19 protein-coding genes and 1 pseudogene are annotated in these 17,999 nt (G+C 63.9%); 12 read left to right on the top strand and 8 right to left on the bottom strand.

All coding sequences use genetic code 11. The annotated features are described in order from the left end of the window. Positions 1 to 2: 2 nt before the first annotated feature. The 7 genes from nuoN to mtnK are packed head-to-tail and all read left to right on the top strand — an operon-like array spanning position 3 to position 6,372. Positions 3 to 1,439 (top strand): NADH-quinone oxidoreductase subunit NuoN, encoded by a 1,437-nt coding sequence (nuoN, locus tag IVB29_RS09530; RefSeq protein ID WP_247503145.1) that lies wholly within the window; start codon positions 3 to 5, stop codon positions 1,437 to 1,439. 1 nt (position 1,440) lies between these two features. Continuing rightward, positions 1,441 to 2,247, top strand: coding sequence for a biotin--[acetyl-CoA-carboxylase] ligase (locus IVB29_RS09525; protein WP_247503144.1), 807 nt, complete (start codon positions 1,441 to 1,443; stop codon positions 2,245 to 2,247). Further along, on the top strand, positions 2,247 to 3,917 hold the full coding sequence (locus IVB29_RS09520; protein WP_247503143.1) for a ribonuclease J: 1,671 nt from the start codon (positions 2,247 to 2,249) through the stop codon (positions 3,915 to 3,917). The genes IVB29_RS09525 and IVB29_RS09520 overlap by 1 nt, the downstream gene beginning before the upstream one ends. Before the next feature lie 50 nt (positions 3,918 to 3,967). Beyond that, the gene (gene mce / locus IVB29_RS09515; protein WP_247503142.1) at positions 3,968 to 4,372 is read left to right on the top strand and encodes a methylmalonyl-CoA epimerase; all 405 of its coding nucleotides are present in this window, start codon (positions 3,968 to 3,970) and stop codon (positions 4,370 to 4,372) included. Positions 4,373 to 4,381: 9 nt separating this feature from the next. After that, positions 4,382 to 4,657 carry a DUF1467 family protein gene (locus IVB29_RS09510; RefSeq protein WP_247503141.1) on the top strand — a complete coding sequence of 92 codons (276 nt, stop codon included), beginning with the start codon at positions 4,382 to 4,384 and terminating at the stop codon, positions 4,655 to 4,657. Between the two features lie 46 nt (positions 4,658 to 4,703). Continuing rightward, entirely contained in the window at positions 4,704 to 5,051 is a 348-nt protein-coding gene (locus tag IVB29_RS09505) for a hypothetical protein (protein ID WP_247503140.1), read from the top strand. 31 nt (positions 5,052 to 5,082) lie between these two features. After that, positions 5,083 to 6,372 carry an S-methyl-5-thioribose kinase gene (gene mtnK, locus IVB29_RS09500; protein ID WP_247503139.1) on the top strand — a complete coding sequence of 430 codons (1,290 nt, stop codon included), beginning with the start codon at positions 5,083 to 5,085 and terminating at the stop codon, positions 6,370 to 6,372. Positions 6,373 to 6,489: 117 nt separating this feature from the next. On the opposite strand, the gene IVB29_RS09495 is transcribed toward mtnK, so the two are convergent. After that, on the bottom strand, positions 6,490 to 6,867 hold the full coding sequence (locus tag IVB29_RS09495; RefSeq protein WP_247503138.1) for a hypothetical protein: 378 nt from the start codon (positions 6,865 to 6,867) through the stop codon (positions 6,490 to 6,492). A gap of 205 nt (positions 6,868 to 7,072) precedes the next feature. Here IVB29_RS09495 and IVB29_RS09490 point away from each other — a divergent pair, with 205 nt between their 5' ends. From IVB29_RS09490 to IVB29_RS09470, 5 genes are read left to right on the top strand one after another with little or no spacing between them, the layout of a single operon-like run. Then, on the top strand, positions 7,073 to 8,662 hold the full coding sequence (locus IVB29_RS09490) for an ABC transporter substrate-binding protein (protein ID WP_247503137.1): 1,590 nt from the start codon (positions 7,073 to 7,075) through the stop codon (positions 8,660 to 8,662). A gap of 60 nt (positions 8,663 to 8,722) precedes the next feature. Beyond that, positions 8,723 to 9,646 carry an ABC transporter permease gene (locus IVB29_RS09485; RefSeq protein ID WP_247503136.1) on the top strand — a complete coding sequence of 308 codons (924 nt, stop codon included), beginning with the start codon at positions 8,723 to 8,725 and terminating at the stop codon, positions 9,644 to 9,646. Then, positions 9,643 to 10,464, top strand: coding sequence for an ABC transporter permease (locus tag IVB29_RS09480; RefSeq protein WP_247503135.1), 822 nt, complete (start codon positions 9,643 to 9,645; stop codon positions 10,462 to 10,464). Before IVB29_RS09485 ends, IVB29_RS09480 begins: the two co-directional genes overlap by 4 nt. Then, on the top strand, positions 10,461 to 11,441 hold the full coding sequence (locus tag IVB29_RS09475) for an ABC transporter ATP-binding protein (RefSeq protein WP_247503134.1): 981 nt from the start codon (positions 10,461 to 10,463) through the stop codon (positions 11,439 to 11,441). The genes IVB29_RS09480 and IVB29_RS09475 overlap by 4 nt, the downstream gene beginning before the upstream one ends. After that, entirely contained in the window at positions 11,434 to 12,510 is a 1,077-nt protein-coding gene (locus IVB29_RS09470; RefSeq protein ID WP_276576849.1) for an oligopeptide/dipeptide ABC transporter ATP-binding protein, read from the top strand. Before IVB29_RS09475 ends, IVB29_RS09470 begins: the two co-directional genes overlap by 8 nt. Here IVB29_RS09470 and IVB29_RS09465 read toward each other — a convergent pair whose 3' ends face one another. The 7 genes and pseudogenes from IVB29_RS09465 to IVB29_RS09435 form a co-directional block, all read right to left on the bottom strand. Continuing rightward, positions 12,511 to 13,083 (bottom strand): hypothetical protein, encoded by a 573-nt coding sequence (locus IVB29_RS09465; RefSeq protein WP_247503133.1) that lies wholly within the window; start codon positions 13,081 to 13,083, stop codon positions 12,511 to 12,513. It lies immediately after the preceding gene. A 13-nt stretch (positions 13,084 to 13,096) separates the two neighbouring features. Further along, complete coding sequence (locus IVB29_RS09460; protein WP_247503132.1) at positions 13,097 to 13,315, bottom strand: hypothetical protein; 219 nt, start codon at positions 13,313 to 13,315, stop codon at positions 13,097 to 13,099. Positions 13,316 to 13,368: 53 nt separating this feature from the next. After that, positions 13,369 to 13,689, bottom strand: a pseudogene (locus tag IVB29_RS09455) (LysR family transcriptional regulator); the annotation flags it as partial. A gap of 164 nt (positions 13,690 to 13,853) precedes the next feature. Then, positions 13,854 to 14,882 carry an ABC transporter permease gene (locus IVB29_RS09450; RefSeq protein ID WP_247503131.1) on the bottom strand — a complete coding sequence of 343 codons (1,029 nt, stop codon included), beginning with the start codon at positions 14,880 to 14,882 and terminating at the stop codon, positions 13,854 to 13,856. Positions 14,883 to 14,894: 12 nt separating this feature from the next. Then, a complete protein-coding gene (locus IVB29_RS09445) occupies positions 14,895 to 16,397 on the bottom strand; it encodes a sugar ABC transporter ATP-binding protein (RefSeq protein WP_247503130.1) in 1,503 nt (500 codons plus the stop codon). A gap of 6 nt (positions 16,398 to 16,403) precedes the next feature. Further along, the gene (locus tag IVB29_RS09440; RefSeq protein WP_247503129.1) at positions 16,404 to 17,426 is read right to left on the bottom strand and encodes a sugar ABC transporter substrate-binding protein; all 1,023 of its coding nucleotides are present in this window, start codon (positions 17,424 to 17,426) and stop codon (positions 16,404 to 16,406) included. 138 nt (positions 17,427 to 17,564) lie between these two features. Continuing rightward, positions 17,565 to 17,969 carry a globin gene (locus IVB29_RS09435; RefSeq protein ID WP_247503128.1) on the bottom strand — a complete coding sequence of 135 codons (405 nt, stop codon included), beginning with the start codon at positions 17,967 to 17,969 and terminating at the stop codon, positions 17,565 to 17,567. Positions 17,970 to 17,999: the final 30 nt, after the last annotated feature.

The following is a 17,999-nucleotide window of genomic DNA, read 5'->3' as shown; positions in this document are numbered from 1 at the left end:
CCATGAGCTTTTCGACTGCAGGTTATCAACTGGCGCCGGTGCTGCCCGAGCTCGTGCTCGCGATCGGCGCCATGGCGCTCCTGATGCTGGGCGCCTATCGCGGGCAGGAGACCACCAAGGCGGTCACCTCGCTTGCGGTGCTGCTCATGGTCGTGGTCGGCGTGCTCGAATACATGCTGCCCTCGGGCAAGCAGGTGACCTTCGGCGGCAGCTTCATCGTCGACGATTTTGCCCGCTTCATGAAGATCCTTGCCCTGATCGGCTCGGCGGTGACGCTGGTCCTGTCGACCGAATTCCTGTCCGATCCGTCCCGCCGCATCTTCGAATACGCCATCCTGGTTCTGCTCTCGACGCTCGGCATGATGGTGCTGATCTCGGCGGGCGATCTGATCTCGCTCTATCTCGGTCTCGAATTGATGTCGCTCGCGCTCTACGTCGTGGCGGCCTCGAACCGCGACAACGCCAAGTCGACCGAAGCCGGCCTGAAGTACTTTGTGCTCGGCGCGCTGTCCTCGGGCATGCTGCTGTACGGTTCCTCGCTGATCTATGGCTTTACCGGCACGGTGAGCTTCACCGGCATCGCCGCGGCGGCCACGGCGTCGAATGTCGGTCTGGTGTTCGGCCTGGTGTTCCTGCTCGCCGGCCTCTGCTTCAAGGTTTCGGCCGTGCCGTTCCACATGTGGACGCCGGATGTCTATGAGGGCGCCCCGACCCCGGTCACCGCCTTCTTCGCCTCGGCGCCGAAGGTCGCGGCTCTCGCCGTCTTCACCCGCGTCACGCTGACCGCATTCCCGGGCATCGTCTCGCAGTGGCAGCAGATCCTGGTGTTTGTGGCGATCGCCTCGATGGTGCTGGGTTCGTTCGCCGCGATCGGCCAGAGCAACATCAAGCGTCTGATGGCCTATTCCTCGATCGGCCACATGGGCTTCGCGCTCGTCGGTCTTGCCGCCGGCACGGTCGAGGGCGCGCAGGGCGTGCTGATGTATATCGTAATCTATGTCGCGATGACGCTCGGCTCGTTCTCGGTCATCCTGTCGATGAAGCGCAACGGCCATGCCGTGGAGCAGATCAGCGATTTCGCTGGCCTGTCGCGCACCAATCCGCTGCTCGCCTTCATGTTCGCGATGCTGCTGTTCTCGCTGGCCGGTATCCCGCCGCTCGCCGGCTTCTTCGCCAAATGGTACGTCTTCGTCGCCGCCATCAAGGCGAATTTGTTCACGCTGGCCGTGGTCGGCGTGCTCTCCAGCGTCGTGGGCGCCTACTACTACCTCACCATCGTCAAGACGATGTATTTCGACGAGCCGGCCGGCCAGGTCGATTCTGTCAGGGTCGAGGTGAAGACGGTGCTGGCGGTCTTTGGCCTGTTCAACATTCTGTTCGCGCTGTTTGCAGGGCCGGTGGTGAGCGTCGCCTCCGCCGCGGCAAAGTCGCTGTTTTAGGATGGGATTCGCGCTCGGTCCTCGCGCCCTGTCGGCGGGCTACAAGCTCGCGGCTTTCGAACGGACCGGCTCGACCAATACCGATGCGATCGAACACGCTCGGGCCGGCGAACGCGGGCCGATGTGGTTCGTCACGTCCGAGCAGACCGCCGGCCGCGGCCGTCGCCAGCGCCCCTGGATCGCGCCGAAGGGAAATTTAGCGGCCAGCCTCCTCGAGGTCATGGACGTGGCGCCTGCGGTCGCCGCCACCATCGGTTTTGCGGCGGGGCTGGCGGAAGAGGCCGCCCTGGAGAAGGTCAGCCTCGAGGCCGCGCTGCGGCTCGGTCCTGACAGGCCCCGCTACGCCCTGAAATGGCCGAATGACGTCCTCGCCAACGGCAGGAAACTCGTTGGTATCGGCCTGGAAGCGGAGGCCGTCGGCGATCGCCTGGCCATCGTCGTCGGCATCGGCACCAACGTCGTGGCGGCGCCCGAGGGGACGCCCACGCCCGCCGTGTCGCTGGCTACACTCGGCGTCCAGATCAGCGCGGAAGAGCTGTTCTCGGCGCTATCGGATGCCTGGGTCGAGTTCCGCGGCATCTGGGACAACGGCCGCGGTTTTGCCGAGATCCGTAAACTTTGGCTGGAGCGCGCCGCGGGCCTCGGCGAGCGGGTCGCAATCAACACGGGGACGATGACGCTGGAAGGCATTTTTGACACCATCGACGACAGCGGTTGCCTGATCGTCCGCACCGCTGACGGCCGACGCCTGCCGGTGGCGGCCGGCGAGGTGTTCTTTGGCTCGGCCGCCTCCGTGGGAGCTGCGTGATGGCGAAGCCTGACGAACTGGTATTTGCGCCGCTTGGCGGCGTCGGCGAGATCGGCATGAATTTGTCGATCTATGGCCTCGGCAATCGCCAGCAGCGGTCTTGGCTGGCGGTCGATCTCGGCGTTTCCTTCGGCGACGAGGAGCATCTGCCGGGCATCGATCTGATCATGCCCGACATCAGCTTCCTGGAGAAGGAACGCAAGAACCTGATGGGCCTGGTGCTGACGCACGCCCATGAGGACCACTTTGGCGCCATCATCGACCTCTGGCCCAGGCTGAAATGTCCGATCTATGCGACACAGTTCAGCGCGGCGCTGTTCGAGGCCAAACTTGCGGCCGAGCGCAATGCGCCAAAAATCCCGGTGACGGTGGTGCAATCGGGCGGCCGCGTCGATATCGGCCCATTCAATGTCGAGTTCATCCCCGTCGCGCATTCGATTCCGGAAGCGCACGCGCTGGCGATCCACACCGAAGTCGGTATCGTGCTGCACACCGGCGACTGGAAGATCGACCCGACCCCGACGCTGGGCAAGCCGACCGATGAAAAGCGGCTGCGCGAGCTCGGCGAGGAGGGCGTCCTCGCCTTGATCGGCGATTCCACCAACGCGGTGCGCGACGGCCGTTCGCCCTCGGAAGCCGAGGTTGCCCGGACCATCATCGACCTCGTGAAGGCCGCCAAGGGCCGCGTCGCGGTCACGACCTTTGCTTCCAACGTCGCCCGCATCAAGGCGGTCGCCGACGCCGCCAAGGCCGCCGACCGCGAGGTCGTCGTGGTCGGCCGCGCCATGGAGCGCGTCACGCAGGTCGCGCGCGAGACCGGTTTTCTCGACGGCGTGCAGAACTTTCGCTCGGCCGAGGTCTACGGCCATCTGCCGCAGGACAAGGTGCTGGCGCTGTGCACCGGCAGTCAGGGCGAAGCCCGCGCCGCGCTCGCCCGCATCGCCAATGACGACCATCCCGAGATCACGCTGAACCGCGGCGACAGCGTGATCTTCTCCTCGCGCACCATTCCCGGCAACGAGAAGGCGGTCGGTGCGATCATCAACAATCTGGTGCTCCAGGGCGTCGAGGTGATCACCGATCGCGACCATCTGGTCCACGTCTCCGGCCATCCCCGCCGCGACGAGTTGCGCGACATGATCTCCTGGGTGAAGCCGCAGCTCCTGATCCCGGTCCACGGCGAGGCGCTGCATCTGCACGAGCACGCCAAACTCGCGCGCGCCGCCGGCGTGCCGCGCGTGCTGGTCGTCCGCAATGGCGACTTGGTCAAGCTCGGCCCCGGCGATCCCGGTGTGGTCGGCGAGGTGCCATCGGGCCGTCTCTACAAGGACGGCAACATCCTGGAGGATTCCAAGTCCCGTGCCGTGACTGAGCGGCGCCGCATGGCGTTCTCCGGCTGTGCCTTCGTCGCCTTCGCCATGAACGCGCAAGGCGAGCTCGCCGACGATCCCGAGGTCGATCTGGTCGGAATCCCCGAGAAAAACAAGGCCGGCGAGCCTTTCGACGACCTCGTGTTCGACGCCGTGGTCTCCACCATCGAGGGACTGCCGAAGGCGCGCCGCCGCGATCCGGATGCCCTGGCCGAGTCGGTGCGACGCGCTGTCCGGTCCGTCATCAACGAACATTGGGGCAAAAAGCCCCCCTGTCTGGTACACGTCCTGACAGTATGAAGTTTGAGCATGATCACACTTTTCCGGATCATGCTCTAAGGGAGAAGAACATGCTGGGTCGGCTCAACCATGTGGCGATCGCCACAAAGGATGCCATCAAGGCCGCCAGGATTTACGGCGCCGCGTTCGGGGCGCAGATTTCAGAGGCGGTCCCGCTGCCCGACCACGGCGTGATCACCGTGTTCGCCATGCTCCCCAACACCAAGATCGAGTTCATCGAGCCGCTCGGCGAGACTTCGCCGATCGCAAAATTCCTCGAGCGCAATGCCGACGGCGGCATCCACCACATCTGCTACGAGGTCGTCGACATCATCGCCTCGCGCGACACGCTGGTGAAGGAGGGCGCGCGGGTGCTCGGCGACGGCGTGCCGAAGATCGGCGCCCACGGCAAGCCGGTGCTGTTCCTGCACCCGAAGGATTTTTCCGGCGCGCTCGTCGAAATCGAGCAGGCATAAGGCCGCCCCATGGCCATCCAGATATCGACCGCGATCGCGATCTACTTCGTCATCTGGTGGATCGCACTGTTCCTGACGCTGCCGTTCGGCGTGCGCAGCCAGCATGAGGACGGCGTCGGTGCCCCCGGCACCGATCCCGGCGCGCCGATCCTGACGCGGATGAGGAGCAAGCTGATCTGGACCACGATCATCTCGGCGGTCATCTACGGGATCGCCATGGTCGCCTATCACGCCGGCTATCTCTCGATCGAGCGCCTGTCGAAGCTGATGGGAATGCCGTTCTAAGTTTGTTGCTGGAATTTCGGTGTTGCGTCGTTGTTGAGGGAAACAAATGACTTTTCAGAGGATCGTCATCGCGCTTCTGGTGCTGATCGTCGCCGGTCTTGGCGCCATCGGCTATGTCGAGTGGAGGATGGCGGTGCAGGTGCGGACGCTGAAGGCGTTCGTCGAGGGCTATGTCTTCAACGAGGCCGTGCTGGCCTGCGAACAGGCCAAGAGCTCGACGCCGTTCAAATGGAACGGCGGCAAGAGCACCTCGGTGATCGGCCTGAACTCTGTCAAGCTGGACAAATACACTGTCAGCGCCAGCTACACGCTGGTGGCGGATAGCGTCTATTGCGATTACGATCCCATCAAAAGAAAGGTCGAGATCGGCTCGAGCTTCCTGGAGCGGGAGTAACGATCCGGCCCATACATGGGATGGGATCGTCATGGCCGGAGACCGGGCAGGGGATTATCGGATTCTGCATGAGGCGGCCTTGCGGGACTATCTCGCAGGCATCCCCGACCTCAAGGCGATTCTTGGTGGCGACCCTGCCGCGTGGCCGATCACCGAAGTCGGCGACGGCAATCTCAACCTCGTCTTTATCGTCAAGGGCGCGAAGGGCGGCGTCGCCGTGAAGCAGGCGCTGCCTTACGTCCGCCTCGTCGGCGAGAGCTGGCCATTGCCGCTGTCGCGAGCCCATTACGAGCACCTCGCCCTGTCCCGGCAGGCCGAGCTCGCCCCCGGCCTCGTGCCGGCGCTGCTGCACCACAACGAAGCGCTGGCGCTGACGGTGATGGAGCTGCTCGAGCCCCACATCATCATGCGCAGGGGGCTGGTCGCGGCAGCGCAATATCCGCGCTTCGTGGACGACATCACCACCTTCATGGCGCGCACCCTGTTCTTCACCTCCGACCTCGCGCTCTCGGCGGTCGAGAAGAAGGAGGCCATCGCGGCCTTCGCCGGCAACCATGCGCTCTGCAAGATTACCGAAGATTTGATCTTCACCGATCCCTACCGGATCGCCGAGCAGAACCGCTGGACCGCGCCGTATCTCGACGGCCTGGCAGCTAACCTCCGCGATGACATGGACCTGCATGTCGCGGTCTCCCGGCTGAAGCTGAAATTCATGGCAAGCCCGGAAGCGCTGCTCCATGGCGACCTTCATACCGGATCGATCATGGTCACGGAGAGCCAGACGCGGGTGATTGATCCCGAATTCGCGTTCTACGGTCCGATGGGATTCGACGTCGGCGCCGTGCTGGCGAACCTGCTGATGGCCTATTTTGCCTCCGCCGGTCACGAGCGCGCGCCGGGCGACCGGCAGGTCTTCGAGGGCTGGGTGCTCGGGACGGTCGAGCAGGTCTGGAACGAGTTCGCGCGAAAATTCCTCGACCTCTGGCGGTCGGACGCGCGCGGCGATGCATATCCGGTCTCGCTCTTTGCCGGCGAGAAGGGCGCCGCGCGGCTGGAGGCCGAGCGGCAAGCCTACATGCAACGGCTGTTCATGGACACGGTCGGCTTCGCCGCCGCCAAAACCATCCGTCGTATCTTCGGCCTTGCCCACAACATCGATTTCGAGCTGATCGAGGATCCGGAGAGGCGAGCCGTCAGCGAAGCCCGCGCCGTGCGGCTTGCGCGGGGATTGATGGTGGAGGCTGCGGCGTTTCGGACGATCGCTGACGTCACCGGCGCCGCACGAAAATTGCGGGATTGGATGCCGGAACTGACCGGCTGAGGAGCGCGCTTCCGCGCTCCGTCATTGCGAGCGGAGCGAAGCAATCCAGAGTCTTTCCGCGGAGGGACTCTGGATTGCTTCGTCGCAAGAGCTCCTCGCAATGACGAGGAGAGGACGTCAAAACAGCCGTACCGGCAACAAGACGCCATTCGTCTCGACCAGCAGACCCCAGGTCTCGTTGGCCGCAACCTCGAACTCCCGGCTGCGTGCCACGCTGCCGTTCACCGTCAGGCTGACCTTGTACTTGCCCGGCGGTAGATCGAGCTTTTGGCCGTCCGGCAATTCGCCGGCTGTGTTGTCTGAATTCGCCAAATTCTCTCCGGCGTGCGCCGCCAGCTTGGTGGTCCGCTCGTTGACGGTGACGACTGCCGCGTCGTCCGTCTTGTTGCAGCCGCTTTTGGCGAGTGCGGCGGGATAGAAGCCGAGCACAATCGTGAGATCGAGCCGCGTCTCGACGTGAGCCGAGCGGATGAAGGGCGAGTTGTTCGCGGTCATCAGGCCCAGCCGCCGGGGAGCGGCAGGCCGTCCCTTCTATGACGCACCGCGTCAATCGGCGACTCGCATCGCTGGAGCCGGCAACCTCACCCATGCGGCCGTCACTGCCTCAGGAACCGCCGTCAATTGCCATCAAACGAAGCTTGCTTTCGACGGGCGACGAATGGTCAACTCCCTGATCGGAATACGCGTTGCCGGAGGGCCTATGATGTTGAGAACAGTGGCGATCGTCGCCGGTTTGGGACTGGCGCTCGTCGCCACGGCGCAGGCGGAGACGCCGCGCAAGGGCGGAACCATCCGCATGACCGCGCCTTATGGTTCGAGCTTCACCAGCCTGGACATTCACACCACCCAGCGCGCCCAGGACGAGATCTACGCCAAGGCCCTGCATCGCTCGCTCTACATCTGGAATTCCGCGGAAGGCAAACCGGTTCTGGAACTCGCGAAGGAGGACGTGATCTCGGACGAAGGTCTCGTTCACACCTTCAAGCTGCGCGACGACGCCTATTTTCACAACGGCCGCAAGATGACGGCCGACGACGTCATCTGGTCCTACAACCGCATCATGGACGGCACCAAGGCCTATCCCGGCGCGCGCTATGTCCGCGTGATCGAAGGCGCGGCTGCGGTGGAAAAGGGCCAGGCCAAGGAGATCTCCGGCCTGAAGAAGATCGACGACTTCACCATCGAGATGAAGCTGACCGAGAAAGTCGATCCCGGCTTCTATTTCTTCACCGCGCTGACCTCGATCTATCCTGCCGACGAGGCCGCCAAGGACAGTTTCATCCAGAAGCCGATCGGTCTTGGTCCGTTCAAATTCGTCGAGCACGTGCCGGGATCGCGCATCGTCCTGGAGCGGTGGGACCGGTTCTACAAGCCCGGCAAGCCCTATGCCGACAAGGTCATCGTGTTGGTCATGGGCGAGGCCGCGGCACGCGATGTCGCCTTCCGCAACAAGGAGATCGACACCTCGGTGCTCGGGCCGGCGCAGTACGTCGCCTATCAGGCCGACGCCAATCTCAAGGGCACCGTCGTCGAGGTCGCCGAGGTCTTCACGCGTTACATGGGGATGAATACCGCTTTCAAGCCGTTCGCCGACAAACGCGTCCGGCAGGCGATCAACTACGCGATCGATACCGATTTGATCATCAACAAGCTGGTCAAGGGCAAGGCCTATCGCGCCACCAGCTGGCTGCCACTGACCTCGCCCGCCTACGACAAGGCCATGAAGCCCTACGCCTACGATCCGGCCAAGGCCAAGCAGCTGCTCGCGGAGGCCGGCTATCCCCAAGGCTTCGAATTCGAATGGACCACCAGCCAGAACGAGAGCTGGGGCCTGCCGATCGTCTCGGCCGTGATCCCGATGCTGGACAAGGTCGGCATCAAGGCGAAGGTCAAGCAGGTCGAGACCGCCGTGCTGGCGGAGGTGGTGCGCAGCGGCGACTATCAGGCCTTCATCTATTCCCAGGCCACCGGCCCGGATCCCCAGGCCGCGCTCAAATGCTTCCACTCGTCGACGCCGCAGCCGGCTTGCAATTACATGAAATTCAGCAATGCCGAGTTCGACAAGCTGATCGACGAGGCAGGGCAGGTCGACGACGCCGCAAAGCGCACCCAGCTGCTGCAAAAGGCCAATGCGCTGCTCTATGAGGAGGCGCCGGTCTGGTTCTTCAACTACAACAAGGCGGTCATGGCCGTGCAGCCCTGGCTCAGGGGGATTCAGTTGAATGCGACGGAGCTGACCCATCAGAGCGTCGAAGACCTCTGGGTCGACGAGACCTCGCCCGCGAAGTGACACGCGCTCTCGCGCTCCCTTCATCACGACGAGTAATGGAGGGAGCGAGGAAAAGTTGAGATGCTCTCCTTCCTGATCCGCCGTCTCCTGCAGACCATTCCGACCGTGCTTGCCGTCGTGCTGCTGGTCTTCGTGTTGTTCAGCGTCGTTCCCGGCAGCATCGTCTCCTCCATGAGCGACGACAGCGATCCGCAGGTCGAGCTGCGCATGAAGAAGCAGCTCGGCCTCGACGATCCCCTTTATGTGCGTTTCGGCGCCTATATCGCCAAGCTCGCGACCGGTGATTTCGGGACGTCGTTCCGGACCCGCGAGCCTGTCACGGCCATGATCGCCAAACGGATATGGCCGACGCTGCAGCTGATCTTCGCAGCCATGGCGTTTTCCGTCGTGATCGGTGTGCCGCTTGGCTTTATCGCAGCGCTGAAACCCGGCGGCATCGTCGATACGCTTGCAATGATCGTCGCGGTGTCGGGCCTTTCCATCGCCAAATTCTGGCTCGGGCTGGTGCTGATGTATCTGTTTGCGTTGAAGCTCGGCTGGCTGCCGAGTTTCGGCTATGGCGATGGCGGCCTGAAATATCTGGTCCTGCCGGCTGTGACGCTCGGCGTCTCGCCGATGGCGCTGTTTGCCCGGACGACGCGCGCCGCCGTCCTTGAGATCATGACCGCTGATTTCGTCCGCACGGCGCGCTCCAAGGGCATGAGCGAAACGCGGGTCGTGAAGTGGCACGTCATGCGCAACGCGCTCGTCATCATTCTCACCACGGTCGGCCTGCAGTTCGGCGCGCTGATGGGGCAGGCGGTCGTGGTCGAGAAACTGTTCTCCTGGCCGGGCATCGGATCGCTGCTCGTCGACAGCGTCCTGCAGCGCGACATTCCCGCCGTCCAGGGCTCCATTCTCGTGGTGGTGCTGGCCTTTCTCGCGATCAATCTGCTGATCGACGTGCTCTACGGGGTGATCGATCCCAGGATCAGATACGCATGAAGCTCCGCGCCAATCTCATCATCGGCGGCGCGCTGTTCGCGCTGGCCATCCTGGTCGGGCTGCTGGCGCCCTGGCTGGCGCACACCGATCCCGTCCTGGACGCCAACCTCATGAATGCGGAGGAGCCTCCGAGCTGGACCTGGTGGTTCGGCACCGACGACCAGGGCCGCGACATCTATTCCCGCGTCGTGTACGGCGCACGCGTCTCGCTGACCGTCGGCATCGTCTCGCAGCTGATCAACAGCGTCATCGGCGTGGCGCTGGGGCTGAGCGCCGGCTATTGGGGCGGCTGGTGGGATGATGTCGTCAACGGCCTCACCAATCTCATGCTCGCGATCCCCTCGCTGATCTTTGCGCTCGCCATCATGGCGGTGCTGGGACCCGGCCTGACCAGCCTGCTGATCGCGCTCGGGCTGACCAACTGGTCCTTTACGTGCCGGATCGCGCGGGCCTCGGCGCTGTCGCTCAGGAGCCAGGGCTATGTGCAGGCGGCCACCGTGCTCGGCTACGGCGATCTGCGCATCATGATCACGCAGCTGTTGCCGAACATGCTCGGGCCCATCATCGTCATCGGGACGCTCGGCATGGGCAGCGCGGTCCTGTCCGAAGCCGCATTGTCGTTCCTGGGTCTCGGCGTTCGCCCGCCGTTTCCAAGCTGGGGCAGCATGTTGTCGGACGCCCGCGACCAGATCACGACGGCGCCGTGGCTCTCGGTGTTTCCGGGCCTTGCCATCTTCCTCACGGTGCTCGGCCTCAATCTGCTCGGCGACGGCCTGCGCGACATTCTCGATCCACAGTCGCGGAGCCGGCGGTCATGACAGGCGTGCCGCTGATTGAAGTCGAGGATTTGCGCATCGATCTCGACGATGGATCGCGGCGCGTTGCGGCGGCCGAAGGCATTTCATTCCGCATCGATCGTGGCGAGACCTTTGGCCTCGTCGGCGAATCCGGCTGCGGCAAGAGCATCACGGCGCTCGCCTTGATCGGCCTGTTGCGGCAGCCGCTGTCGATCGGCAGTGGCGTCATCCGGTTCGAGGGGCGGGAGATCCAGCACCTTTCCGCGGCCAAACAGCGCGAGCTGCGTGGCAATCGTATCGCCATGATCTTCCAGGAGCCGATGACGGCGCTGAACCCGGTCTCGCCCGTGGGCAGGCAGATCGCCGAGATGTTCGTGCTGCACAAGGGCAAGAGCTGGCGGGAGGCCAATCAGTTGGCGGTCGAGGCGCTGGCGAGCGTCCGCGTCCCCGCGCCCGAACGGCGCGTGAAGGACTACCCGCACCAGCTGTCCGGCGGCATGCGCCAGCGCGTGATGATCGCCATCGCGCTCGCCTGCGGTCCGGATCTGCTGATCGCCGACGAGCCGACCACCGCGCTCGACGTGACCGTGCAGGCCGAGATCATCGAGCTGATGCGCAATCTGTGCGCCGAGCGAGGCACGGCGATCCTGATGATCAGCCACGATCTTGGCCTGGTCGCCAATGTCTGCCGCCGCGTTGCCGTCATGTATGCCGGCCGCATCGTCGAGGAGCGCGGCTCGGCCGATGTTTTTCGCAGCCCCTCGCACCCCTATACGCAAGGCCTGGTCGCTTCGCTGCCGCGTCTGGGGAGCCGCGCTGCGCTTGGCAGGACCAGGCTCAAGGAGATCGCGGGCGTCGTCCCCGCGATCACGGCTTTCCCTGATGGCTGCCGGTTCAATCCGCGCTGCGCGCAGGCGACCGGTATTTGCCGGACCGTCGCACCGGTGGCGGATCTGCTGGAGGCGGGCGGTCTGGTGAGGTGCCATCACCATGCATGAGCCCCAAGACCGGCTGGATGAAGACAGGCCGGGTGAAGACAGGCTGGGTGAAGGCAGGCCGGACGACGATCTCATCCTCAGCGTCGAGGATCTCGCGGTTCATTTTCCGATGGGCGGCGGCTGGCTCGGCCGCGACCGGCGGCTGCTCCGTGCCGTTGACGGCGTCGACCTCAAGCTGAAGCGCGGCGAATGCCTCGGCCTGGTCGGCGAGTCCGGCTCCGGCAAGTCGACGGTCGCGCTGTCGATTCTGGGCCTGCTGGCGCCGACCCGTGGCCGCGTCGTGGTGGACGGGCAGGTCGTGACGAACAGGCCATCCGGCGATCGCAAGGCGCTGGCCCGCATTGTGCAAATGGTGTTTCAGGATCCCTACGCCTCGCTCAATCCCCGCCAGACCGTTCGCCGGACGTTAGAGGATCCCCTGCGTGTGCACGGCGTGACCGCAACAAGCGAGATCGGGGACCGCGTCGCGACCATGCTGCGGCATGTCGGCCTGCGGCCCGAACAGGCGGGCCGCTACCCGCACGAATTCTCGGGCGGCCAGCGGCAGCGCATCGGCATTGCCCGCGCCCTGATCCTCAATCCCAAGATCGTCATCTGCGACGAGCCCGTCTCGGCGCTCGACGTCTCGATCCGCGCCCAGATCATCAATCTGCTGCTGGAATTGAAGGACACGCTCGGTCTCTCCTACATCATGATCAGCCACGACCTCGGCGTCGTCGAGCACATGAGCGACAAGGTCGCCGTGATGTATCTCGGCCGCATCGTCGAGAACGGCGACTGGCGCGAGATTTTCGAGCGGCCGGCGCACCCGTACACGCAGGCGCTGATCGCCGCGATCCCCGATCCGCTGCACCATGCACCGCTGGCGACGACAGGCGGCGATCTCCCCAATCCGCTCAATCCGCCGAATGGGTGTGCGTTCAGCCCGCGGTGTCGGTACGCCGAGGCGGTGTGTCGAGGCGAGCCTGGGCCGGTGCTGGAGACGCGTGCTGATGGACACGCGGTGAGGTGTTGGCGAGCTGACGAGATTGCGGTGCAGGCGACGTTGGCCGCGACCGGGGGCGGATAGCTACGCGCCACCCTTGGGACGTATGTTGCGGTTGTCCAGCCCGTCTCTCCAACGTGTCATGACCTTTTCTTCGTAGCGCGAGCGATCAAAGACGACGCGATTGCTGTCCTCGATGCGGAAAATGTCGTCTTGAGCCGCAACAGAATCCACGAAGCGGGGCGATCGAATGGCGAGATTGACGAGGTCCCCGGCACGTTTGAAATGGTAGTGCAGATATTCAAGGGAGAACATCGCAACGCAATAGTTGTCAAAGGTCTCGAAATTCGAGAAGTCGGCAGCACTGCATTCGGCCAAGGTCATCACAGGGTAGGAGAAGTCATTCCTTGGCATCGAAGTTGGTCCAGCCCATGGAGGTGGAGGTGGCTGCTGCAGGGCCTTCAGGACGCCAACTTGTCCCAACACCCTGCCAATCCATTCCCACTGGCCCATCGCTTCGTGGTAGAAGGCCTCCCGCTGTGTGCCATTTTCATCGGGTCGGGATTGGATAAACCCGGTCGTTCGATCGTGATCCATTTTTCGATAAACCTCAAAGAGGAATTCGTAGGTGATCGCGCCGACTGTCGCGTTTCGCATTCATCGACCTCAACTATGCCGGCACCACGCCTTGAGACATCGCTCTCCCGAGAGTTAACGCTGTCGGCGCAGGCGGCTGGCGCGGCTCCTCTTGACGACCGGCCGCGACCGCAAACCAGAGTCCGGTCATCGTCCGGACACCCGCGATCAGGTTCCTGTTGAGCTTGAAGAAGTATCCGGCAGCCTCGATCATGGTAGCGCCCGCGAAGGTCAGCGCGAAAGCAAAAAACATTGCGCCTCCGGTTGTGCGGGGGGATAATGTTAGGCATCTCCTAAAAGACGATTAGCCGGATGCAGCACCCGCAAGCCGATCTCCGCATGCGCGCTACGAAACGCCGCCAGATCGAGACGGCGCAGGTCGAAGCTGCCATGGACTCCCAATTGCAGCAGCACCGCTCCTGCCGGTTTCAATTGCGAGGTCGCCTCCGCGATGTGGCGAAAGCCTTCGGAGACGCCGGGCAGATAGGCCTGACCGGCCGCGGTGAGGATGAGCTGCTTGTGCAGGCGCTCGAACAGCTGCACGCCCAGGCGCGCCTCCAGCGCCTTCACCTGCTGCCCGACGGCGGCCGGCGTCACGTGCAGTTCGTGCGCGGCCAGCTTGAAGCTGCCCACCGACGCCCATCATGACATCCTACCCCTGTTTTGCCCGACGCGTCAAATGAAAATTCGAAAAATCAGCAATTGCGCGGCGTCGCCTGCAAGCCATTGATTTCGCTGATTCCGGCTACTGTGCATGGGGTTGTTTTCACAGTTTTTGTTTTGACGACTATCTACTCCGCCGCTTTTTCCCGCAGCCGCTGCGCGTAGACGTTGATGACCAGCGCCGCAAGCAGGATCAGGCCGCGGATCAGGATCTTCAAAAAACTGTCGATGTTGACGTGGTCGAGGCCGTTGTTGAGAACACCGAGAACGAAGAGCCCGACGATGGTGTTGCCGATGCCGCCGCGGCCACCGAACAGGCTGGTGCCGCCGACGACGACGGCGGCGATGGAGTCGAGCAGATAGGTATCGAACTCGTTCTGCTGCGCGCTGCCGAAATGGGCGACGCCGAGCATGCCGCCGATGCCGGAGCACACCGCCGAGATCACCATGACCGCGCCAAGGATGAGCTTGACGTTGAGGCCGGCATATTCGGCCGCCTCGCGATTTCCGCCAACCATGTAGACGTAGCGGCCGAAGCGCGTGTAGGTCAGCACCAGATGTCCCGACAGCAGCATGATGGCGGCGACGATGACGATCCAGGGAATGCCGCCGATCGATCCCGAGCCGAGCGTCGTGATCAATTCAGGCACCTTGTAGGCGATCTGGCCGCGCACCAGCATCGCGGAGATGCCGGCGGCGATCTGCATCATGGCCAAGGTCATGATGAAGGAGGGGATGCCGATCAGTGTCAATCCCAGCGCGTTGACGAGGCCGAGAGCCGCGCAGAGCAGGATCGCCAGCAGGATCGCGGCTGCACCGGGGAGGGGAATGTTGGGAATGTTGACATAGGATTCCTGCAGCGTGAAGTAGGCGACGGCGATGCCCGTGACGTTGGCGATGCTGGCGATCGAGAGGTCGATCTCGGCGCAGAGGATCACGAAGGTGAGGCCGACGGCGATGACGCCTGTGACCGACACTTGCGTCAGGATATTGCCGAGATTGTCCAGCGTCGCGAAGGAGGGGCTGGCGAGCGCGAAGAAGCCGGAGAGGAAGATCAGCGTCAGGAACGGCGCGATGTTGCGCATCTGCGAGCGCAGGAACGGCGCAAGGCCTCGCGCTCGGCTACCCGCCGCCGAAGCCGTCTCACTGCTCGCCATGGTGCTTCTCCGTCACGCCGCTTCCAGCAGGCGGTCCTTGCTGACCGGCTCGTTCTTGAATTCCCGCACCACTGCGCCGCGCTTGAGCACGAGGATGCGGTCGGCCAGCGACAGCACCGTTTCCGGCTCGGTCGACAGCACGATGATGGCAAGCCCCTTGGCGCGGAGGTCGCGAATGATGTTGATGACGTCGTTCTTGGCACCGACATCCATGCCGCGGGTCGGCTCGCACAGCACCAGCAGCTTCGGCGGATAGGTCAGCCATTTTGCCAGCGCGACCTTCTGCTGGTTGCCGCCGGAGAGCATGCCGAGATCGAGGCCGACCACCGGCGGCCTGATCTGCAACTGCTCGACCTGGCGCTTGGCAATGTCGCGCTCCTGCGCCGGCTTGAGGAGGAGCGACGAGATGCGATCGAGAATGCTGATCGAGATGTTCTTGTAGACCGGCTCCTGGTGGAACAGCATGGCGCGCCGGCTCTCCGGCACCAGCGCCACGCCGGCACGCCGCGCGGCTGCCGTGCTGGCGAAGGTCTTTGGCTTGCCCTCGACGGCGAGGGTGCCGCTATCGGGTTTCAGCTTGCCGAACAGGATGCGCGACAGCTCCTGCTGGCCGCAGCCCATGAATCCGTAGATGCCGAGCACCTCGCCGGCGCGGGCCTCGAAGGAGACGTCCTTCAGGCTGCGGGCGAGCGAGAGCTGGTCGACCTTCAGCACCACCGAGCCGTCCGCGGGCTGCGGCAGCATCAGGTCGTCGCTGTAGCTGTGCTCGAGCGCTTCGCCGCCGCGGCCGATCATCGCCTCGATCAGCGCGCCCTTACTGGTTGCGGCGGATGCAGTCTCGGCAACCTTCCGTCCGTTGCGGAACACGGTGACGGTGTCGGACACGCGAAGAATGTCCTCGATGAAATGCGAGATGAAGACGATGGCCGTGCCTTCCTCGCGGAGCCGCCGGAGCGTCCCGAACAGGCGCTCGACCTCGGGCGGGGAGAGGGCGGAAGTCGGTTCGTCCAGGATGACGATGCGGGCGCCGGAGAACAGCACGCGGGCGATCTCGATCAGCTGCTGCAGCCCGATCGGGAGATCGCCGAGCCGCGACATCGGATCGACGTCGATACCGAATCGAGAAAGCTGCTCGCCGGCCTCGCGCGCCATGCGCCGCCATTGCACGAGGCCGAGGGCGTTGGTCGGCTGGTTGCCGAGGAAGACGTTCTCTGCGACCGTGAGGTCGGGCGCGACAGAAAGCTCCTGATGCACCATGGCGATCCCGGCCGTATGCGCATCGCGTGCCGAACGAAAATGCGCCTCCGTTCCGTCGATCAGAAAGCGGCCGGAGAACTCGGTGTGCACGCCGGCGATGATCTTCATCAGCGTGCTTTTTCCCGCGCCGTTCTCGCCGACGAGACCGTGGATCTCGCCGGGGAAAAGCGCGAAGTCGACACCACGAAGCGCTTCGACGCCGCCAAAGCTCTTCGTGATGCCCTGCAGTTCCAGGATGGGCGTACGTACCTCAGGCATGGAGGCTCAGATCAGGAAGTGATCTTCCATCCACTGCATCCCAGGTGCGTTTGCCTTGGTCACCACCGGGCCGTCGGTGACGACGTTCTTCGGAATGCCCTGGCCGCTCTTCTCGCCGCCGACCACAGCGGAGACGCCCGCGATGATGGCGCCGCCATGGATGCGGCATGACGGATTGCGCACGGTCGCAAACATCCGGCCCTCGCTGACCGCCTGGATCGCGGGCGGCATGGCGTCGACGCCGCCGATCAGGATGTTGGTGCGGCCCCGCGCCTTCATGATGTTGGCGGCGGCCAGCGCCATGTCGTCATTGTGGAAGAACGCCGCGTCGATCTGCGGATATTTTGTCAGATAGGTTTCCCAGAGCCGCGCGGTCTTGGAGACGTCCCAGTCGGCCGGTTGGGTGTCGAGCACCTCGATGGCCGGGAATTGCTTCACGACGTTGTTGAAGCCCTTGGCGCGGCCTTGCGCGCCGGTATGGCCTAGCGCGCCTTGCGTCATGATGATCTTGCCCTTGCCGCCCATGGCGTTGCACAGCGCCTGCGTTACCGAGGCCCCCATGAACTCGTTGTCGGGGGCGAGGAAGGAGTGCACGTTGATCTGATCGAGCGGTGCGATCAGCGTGTCCATGTCGATCACGGGCGTGCCGGCGTCGATCATCTTCTGCACGGGCTGGGTGAGGGTGCCGATGCCGAACGCCTGGATCGCGACGAAATCCCACTTCTGCGAGGCCATGTTGTCGATCGCGGCGCGCTGCTTCACCGCATCGAGCTGGCCGTCGAACCAGGTCACTTCAACGTTGAACAGCTTGCCCCAGAATTCCGCGGCCTGCTTGCCCTGCGCACACCAGGTCGCCTGGAGGCCCGCGTTGGAGAACGCCGCCTTCAGCGGCTTCTCGCTGCGTCCGACTTCGGCTGCCAATGCGGGGTTTATGCCCATGCTGCCGAAAAGGGCAGCCCCGGCGCCGGCAGCCGCTGCCGCCTGAAGAAGATCGCGCCTCGTCGTCGAGAAATCTTTCGTCCCGGACATCGCTCGCTCCCATATATTTTATCTCGGCGCGTCATTGATTGCGCGACCGATCTCCGAAAGTCTCTCACAAGAGTTGATGCCACTCAATCTGCAATCAACGTGAGATCGCCGCAGTTCGCTTTGGTGCAGCGCAAAGTGTCAGGCTGGAACGGCAGCGAAGGCGTCGATCTCGATGAGCAGCGCGTCCCAGGCCTGCGCAATGTCAGTCGACCATTCATCGCCGAGCAAATCGCACAGCGTATCCCTGATCACGGCGAAGAACGCGATGAACAACTCGCGCGGCGTGCCATAGGCATCATGCGACGACACTTCGCAGGCGATCAGCCGGAAATGCCCGCGACGCTCGCCCGCCAAGTCGAGGATCGCCTCGATCGTCAGCGCCAGCATCGAGCCCTTCACGAGCTCGCTGCCTTGCGTGCGGAACATCGCCCGCGTTTCCGGATGCTGGTCGAACAGCCGTTGGTAGACGAGCGGCGTGAGATCCGCGCAGCGCGCGGCCGCGAGTTCGAAGCTCTCTTCGATTGGATTAGATGAAGCGCTCATCAGCATCGATGCCACGCAGGCAAAAAAAGA

Origin of the sequence: Bradyrhizobium sp. 1 (genome assembly GCF_023073315.1) — a bacterium.
In the GTDB taxonomy this organism is placed as follows: domain Bacteria; phylum Pseudomonadota; class Alphaproteobacteria; order Rhizobiales; family Xanthobacteraceae; genus Bradyrhizobium.
The sequence above is the reverse complement of the archived record's forward strand: the minus strand, read 5'-3'. Positions and strand labels throughout refer to the sequence as shown.

Bases quoted from the DNA above. Each gene is read 5' to 3' on its own strand.
- nuoN (WP_247503145.1), top strand. From the start codon at position 3: ATGAGCTTTTCGACTGCAGGTTATCAACTGGCGCCGGTGCTGCCCGAG.
- IVB29_RS09525 (WP_247503144.1), top strand. From the start codon at position 1,441: ATGGGATTCGCGCTCGGTCCTCGCGCCCTGTCGGCGGGCTACAAGCTC.
- IVB29_RS09520 (WP_247503143.1), top strand. From the start codon at position 2,247: ATGGCGAAGCCTGACGAACTGGTATTTGCGCCGCTTGGCGGCGTCGGC.
- mce (WP_247503142.1), top strand. From the start codon at position 3,968: ATGCTGGGTCGGCTCAACCATGTGGCGATCGCCACAAAGGATGCCATC.
- IVB29_RS09510 (WP_247503141.1), top strand. From the start codon at position 4,382: ATGGCCATCCAGATATCGACCGCGATCGCGATCTACTTCGTCATCTGG.
- IVB29_RS09505 (WP_247503140.1), top strand. From the start codon at position 4,704: ATGACTTTTCAGAGGATCGTCATCGCGCTTCTGGTGCTGATCGTCGCC.
- mtnK (WP_247503139.1), top strand. From the start codon at position 5,083: ATGGCCGGAGACCGGGCAGGGGATTATCGGATTCTGCATGAGGCGGCC.
- IVB29_RS09495 (WP_247503138.1), bottom strand. From the start codon at position 6,867: ATGACCGCGAACAACTCGCCCTTCATCCGCTCGGCTCACGTCGAGACG.
- IVB29_RS09490 (WP_247503137.1), top strand. From the start codon at position 7,073: ATGATGTTGAGAACAGTGGCGATCGTCGCCGGTTTGGGACTGGCGCTC.
- IVB29_RS09485 (WP_247503136.1), top strand. From the start codon at position 8,723: ATGCTCTCCTTCCTGATCCGCCGTCTCCTGCAGACCATTCCGACCGTG.
- IVB29_RS09480 (WP_247503135.1), top strand. From the start codon at position 9,643: ATGAAGCTCCGCGCCAATCTCATCATCGGCGGCGCGCTGTTCGCGCTG.
- IVB29_RS09475 (WP_247503134.1), top strand. From the start codon at position 10,461: ATGACAGGCGTGCCGCTGATTGAAGTCGAGGATTTGCGCATCGATCTC.
- IVB29_RS09470 (WP_276576849.1), top strand. From the start codon at position 11,434: ATGCATGAGCCCCAAGACCGGCTGGATGAAGACAGGCCGGGTGAAGAC.
- IVB29_RS09465 (WP_247503133.1), bottom strand. From the start codon at position 13,083: ATGCGAAACGCGACAGTCGGCGCGATCACCTACGAATTCCTCTTTGAG.
- IVB29_RS09460 (WP_247503132.1), bottom strand. From the start codon at position 13,315: ATGTTTTTTGCTTTCGCGCTGACCTTCGCGGGCGCTACCATGATCGAG.
- IVB29_RS09450 (WP_247503131.1), bottom strand. From the start codon at position 14,882: ATGGCGAGCAGTGAGACGGCTTCGGCGGCGGGTAGCCGAGCGCGAGGC.
- IVB29_RS09445 (WP_247503130.1), bottom strand. From the start codon at position 16,397: ATGCCTGAGGTACGTACGCCCATCCTGGAACTGCAGGGCATCACGAAG.
- IVB29_RS09440 (WP_247503129.1), bottom strand. From the start codon at position 17,426: ATGTCCGGGACGAAAGATTTCTCGACGACGAGGCGCGATCTTCTTCAG.
- IVB29_RS09435 (WP_247503128.1), bottom strand. From the start codon at position 17,969: ATGAGCGCTTCATCTAATCCAATCGAAGAGAGCTTCGAACTCGCGGCC.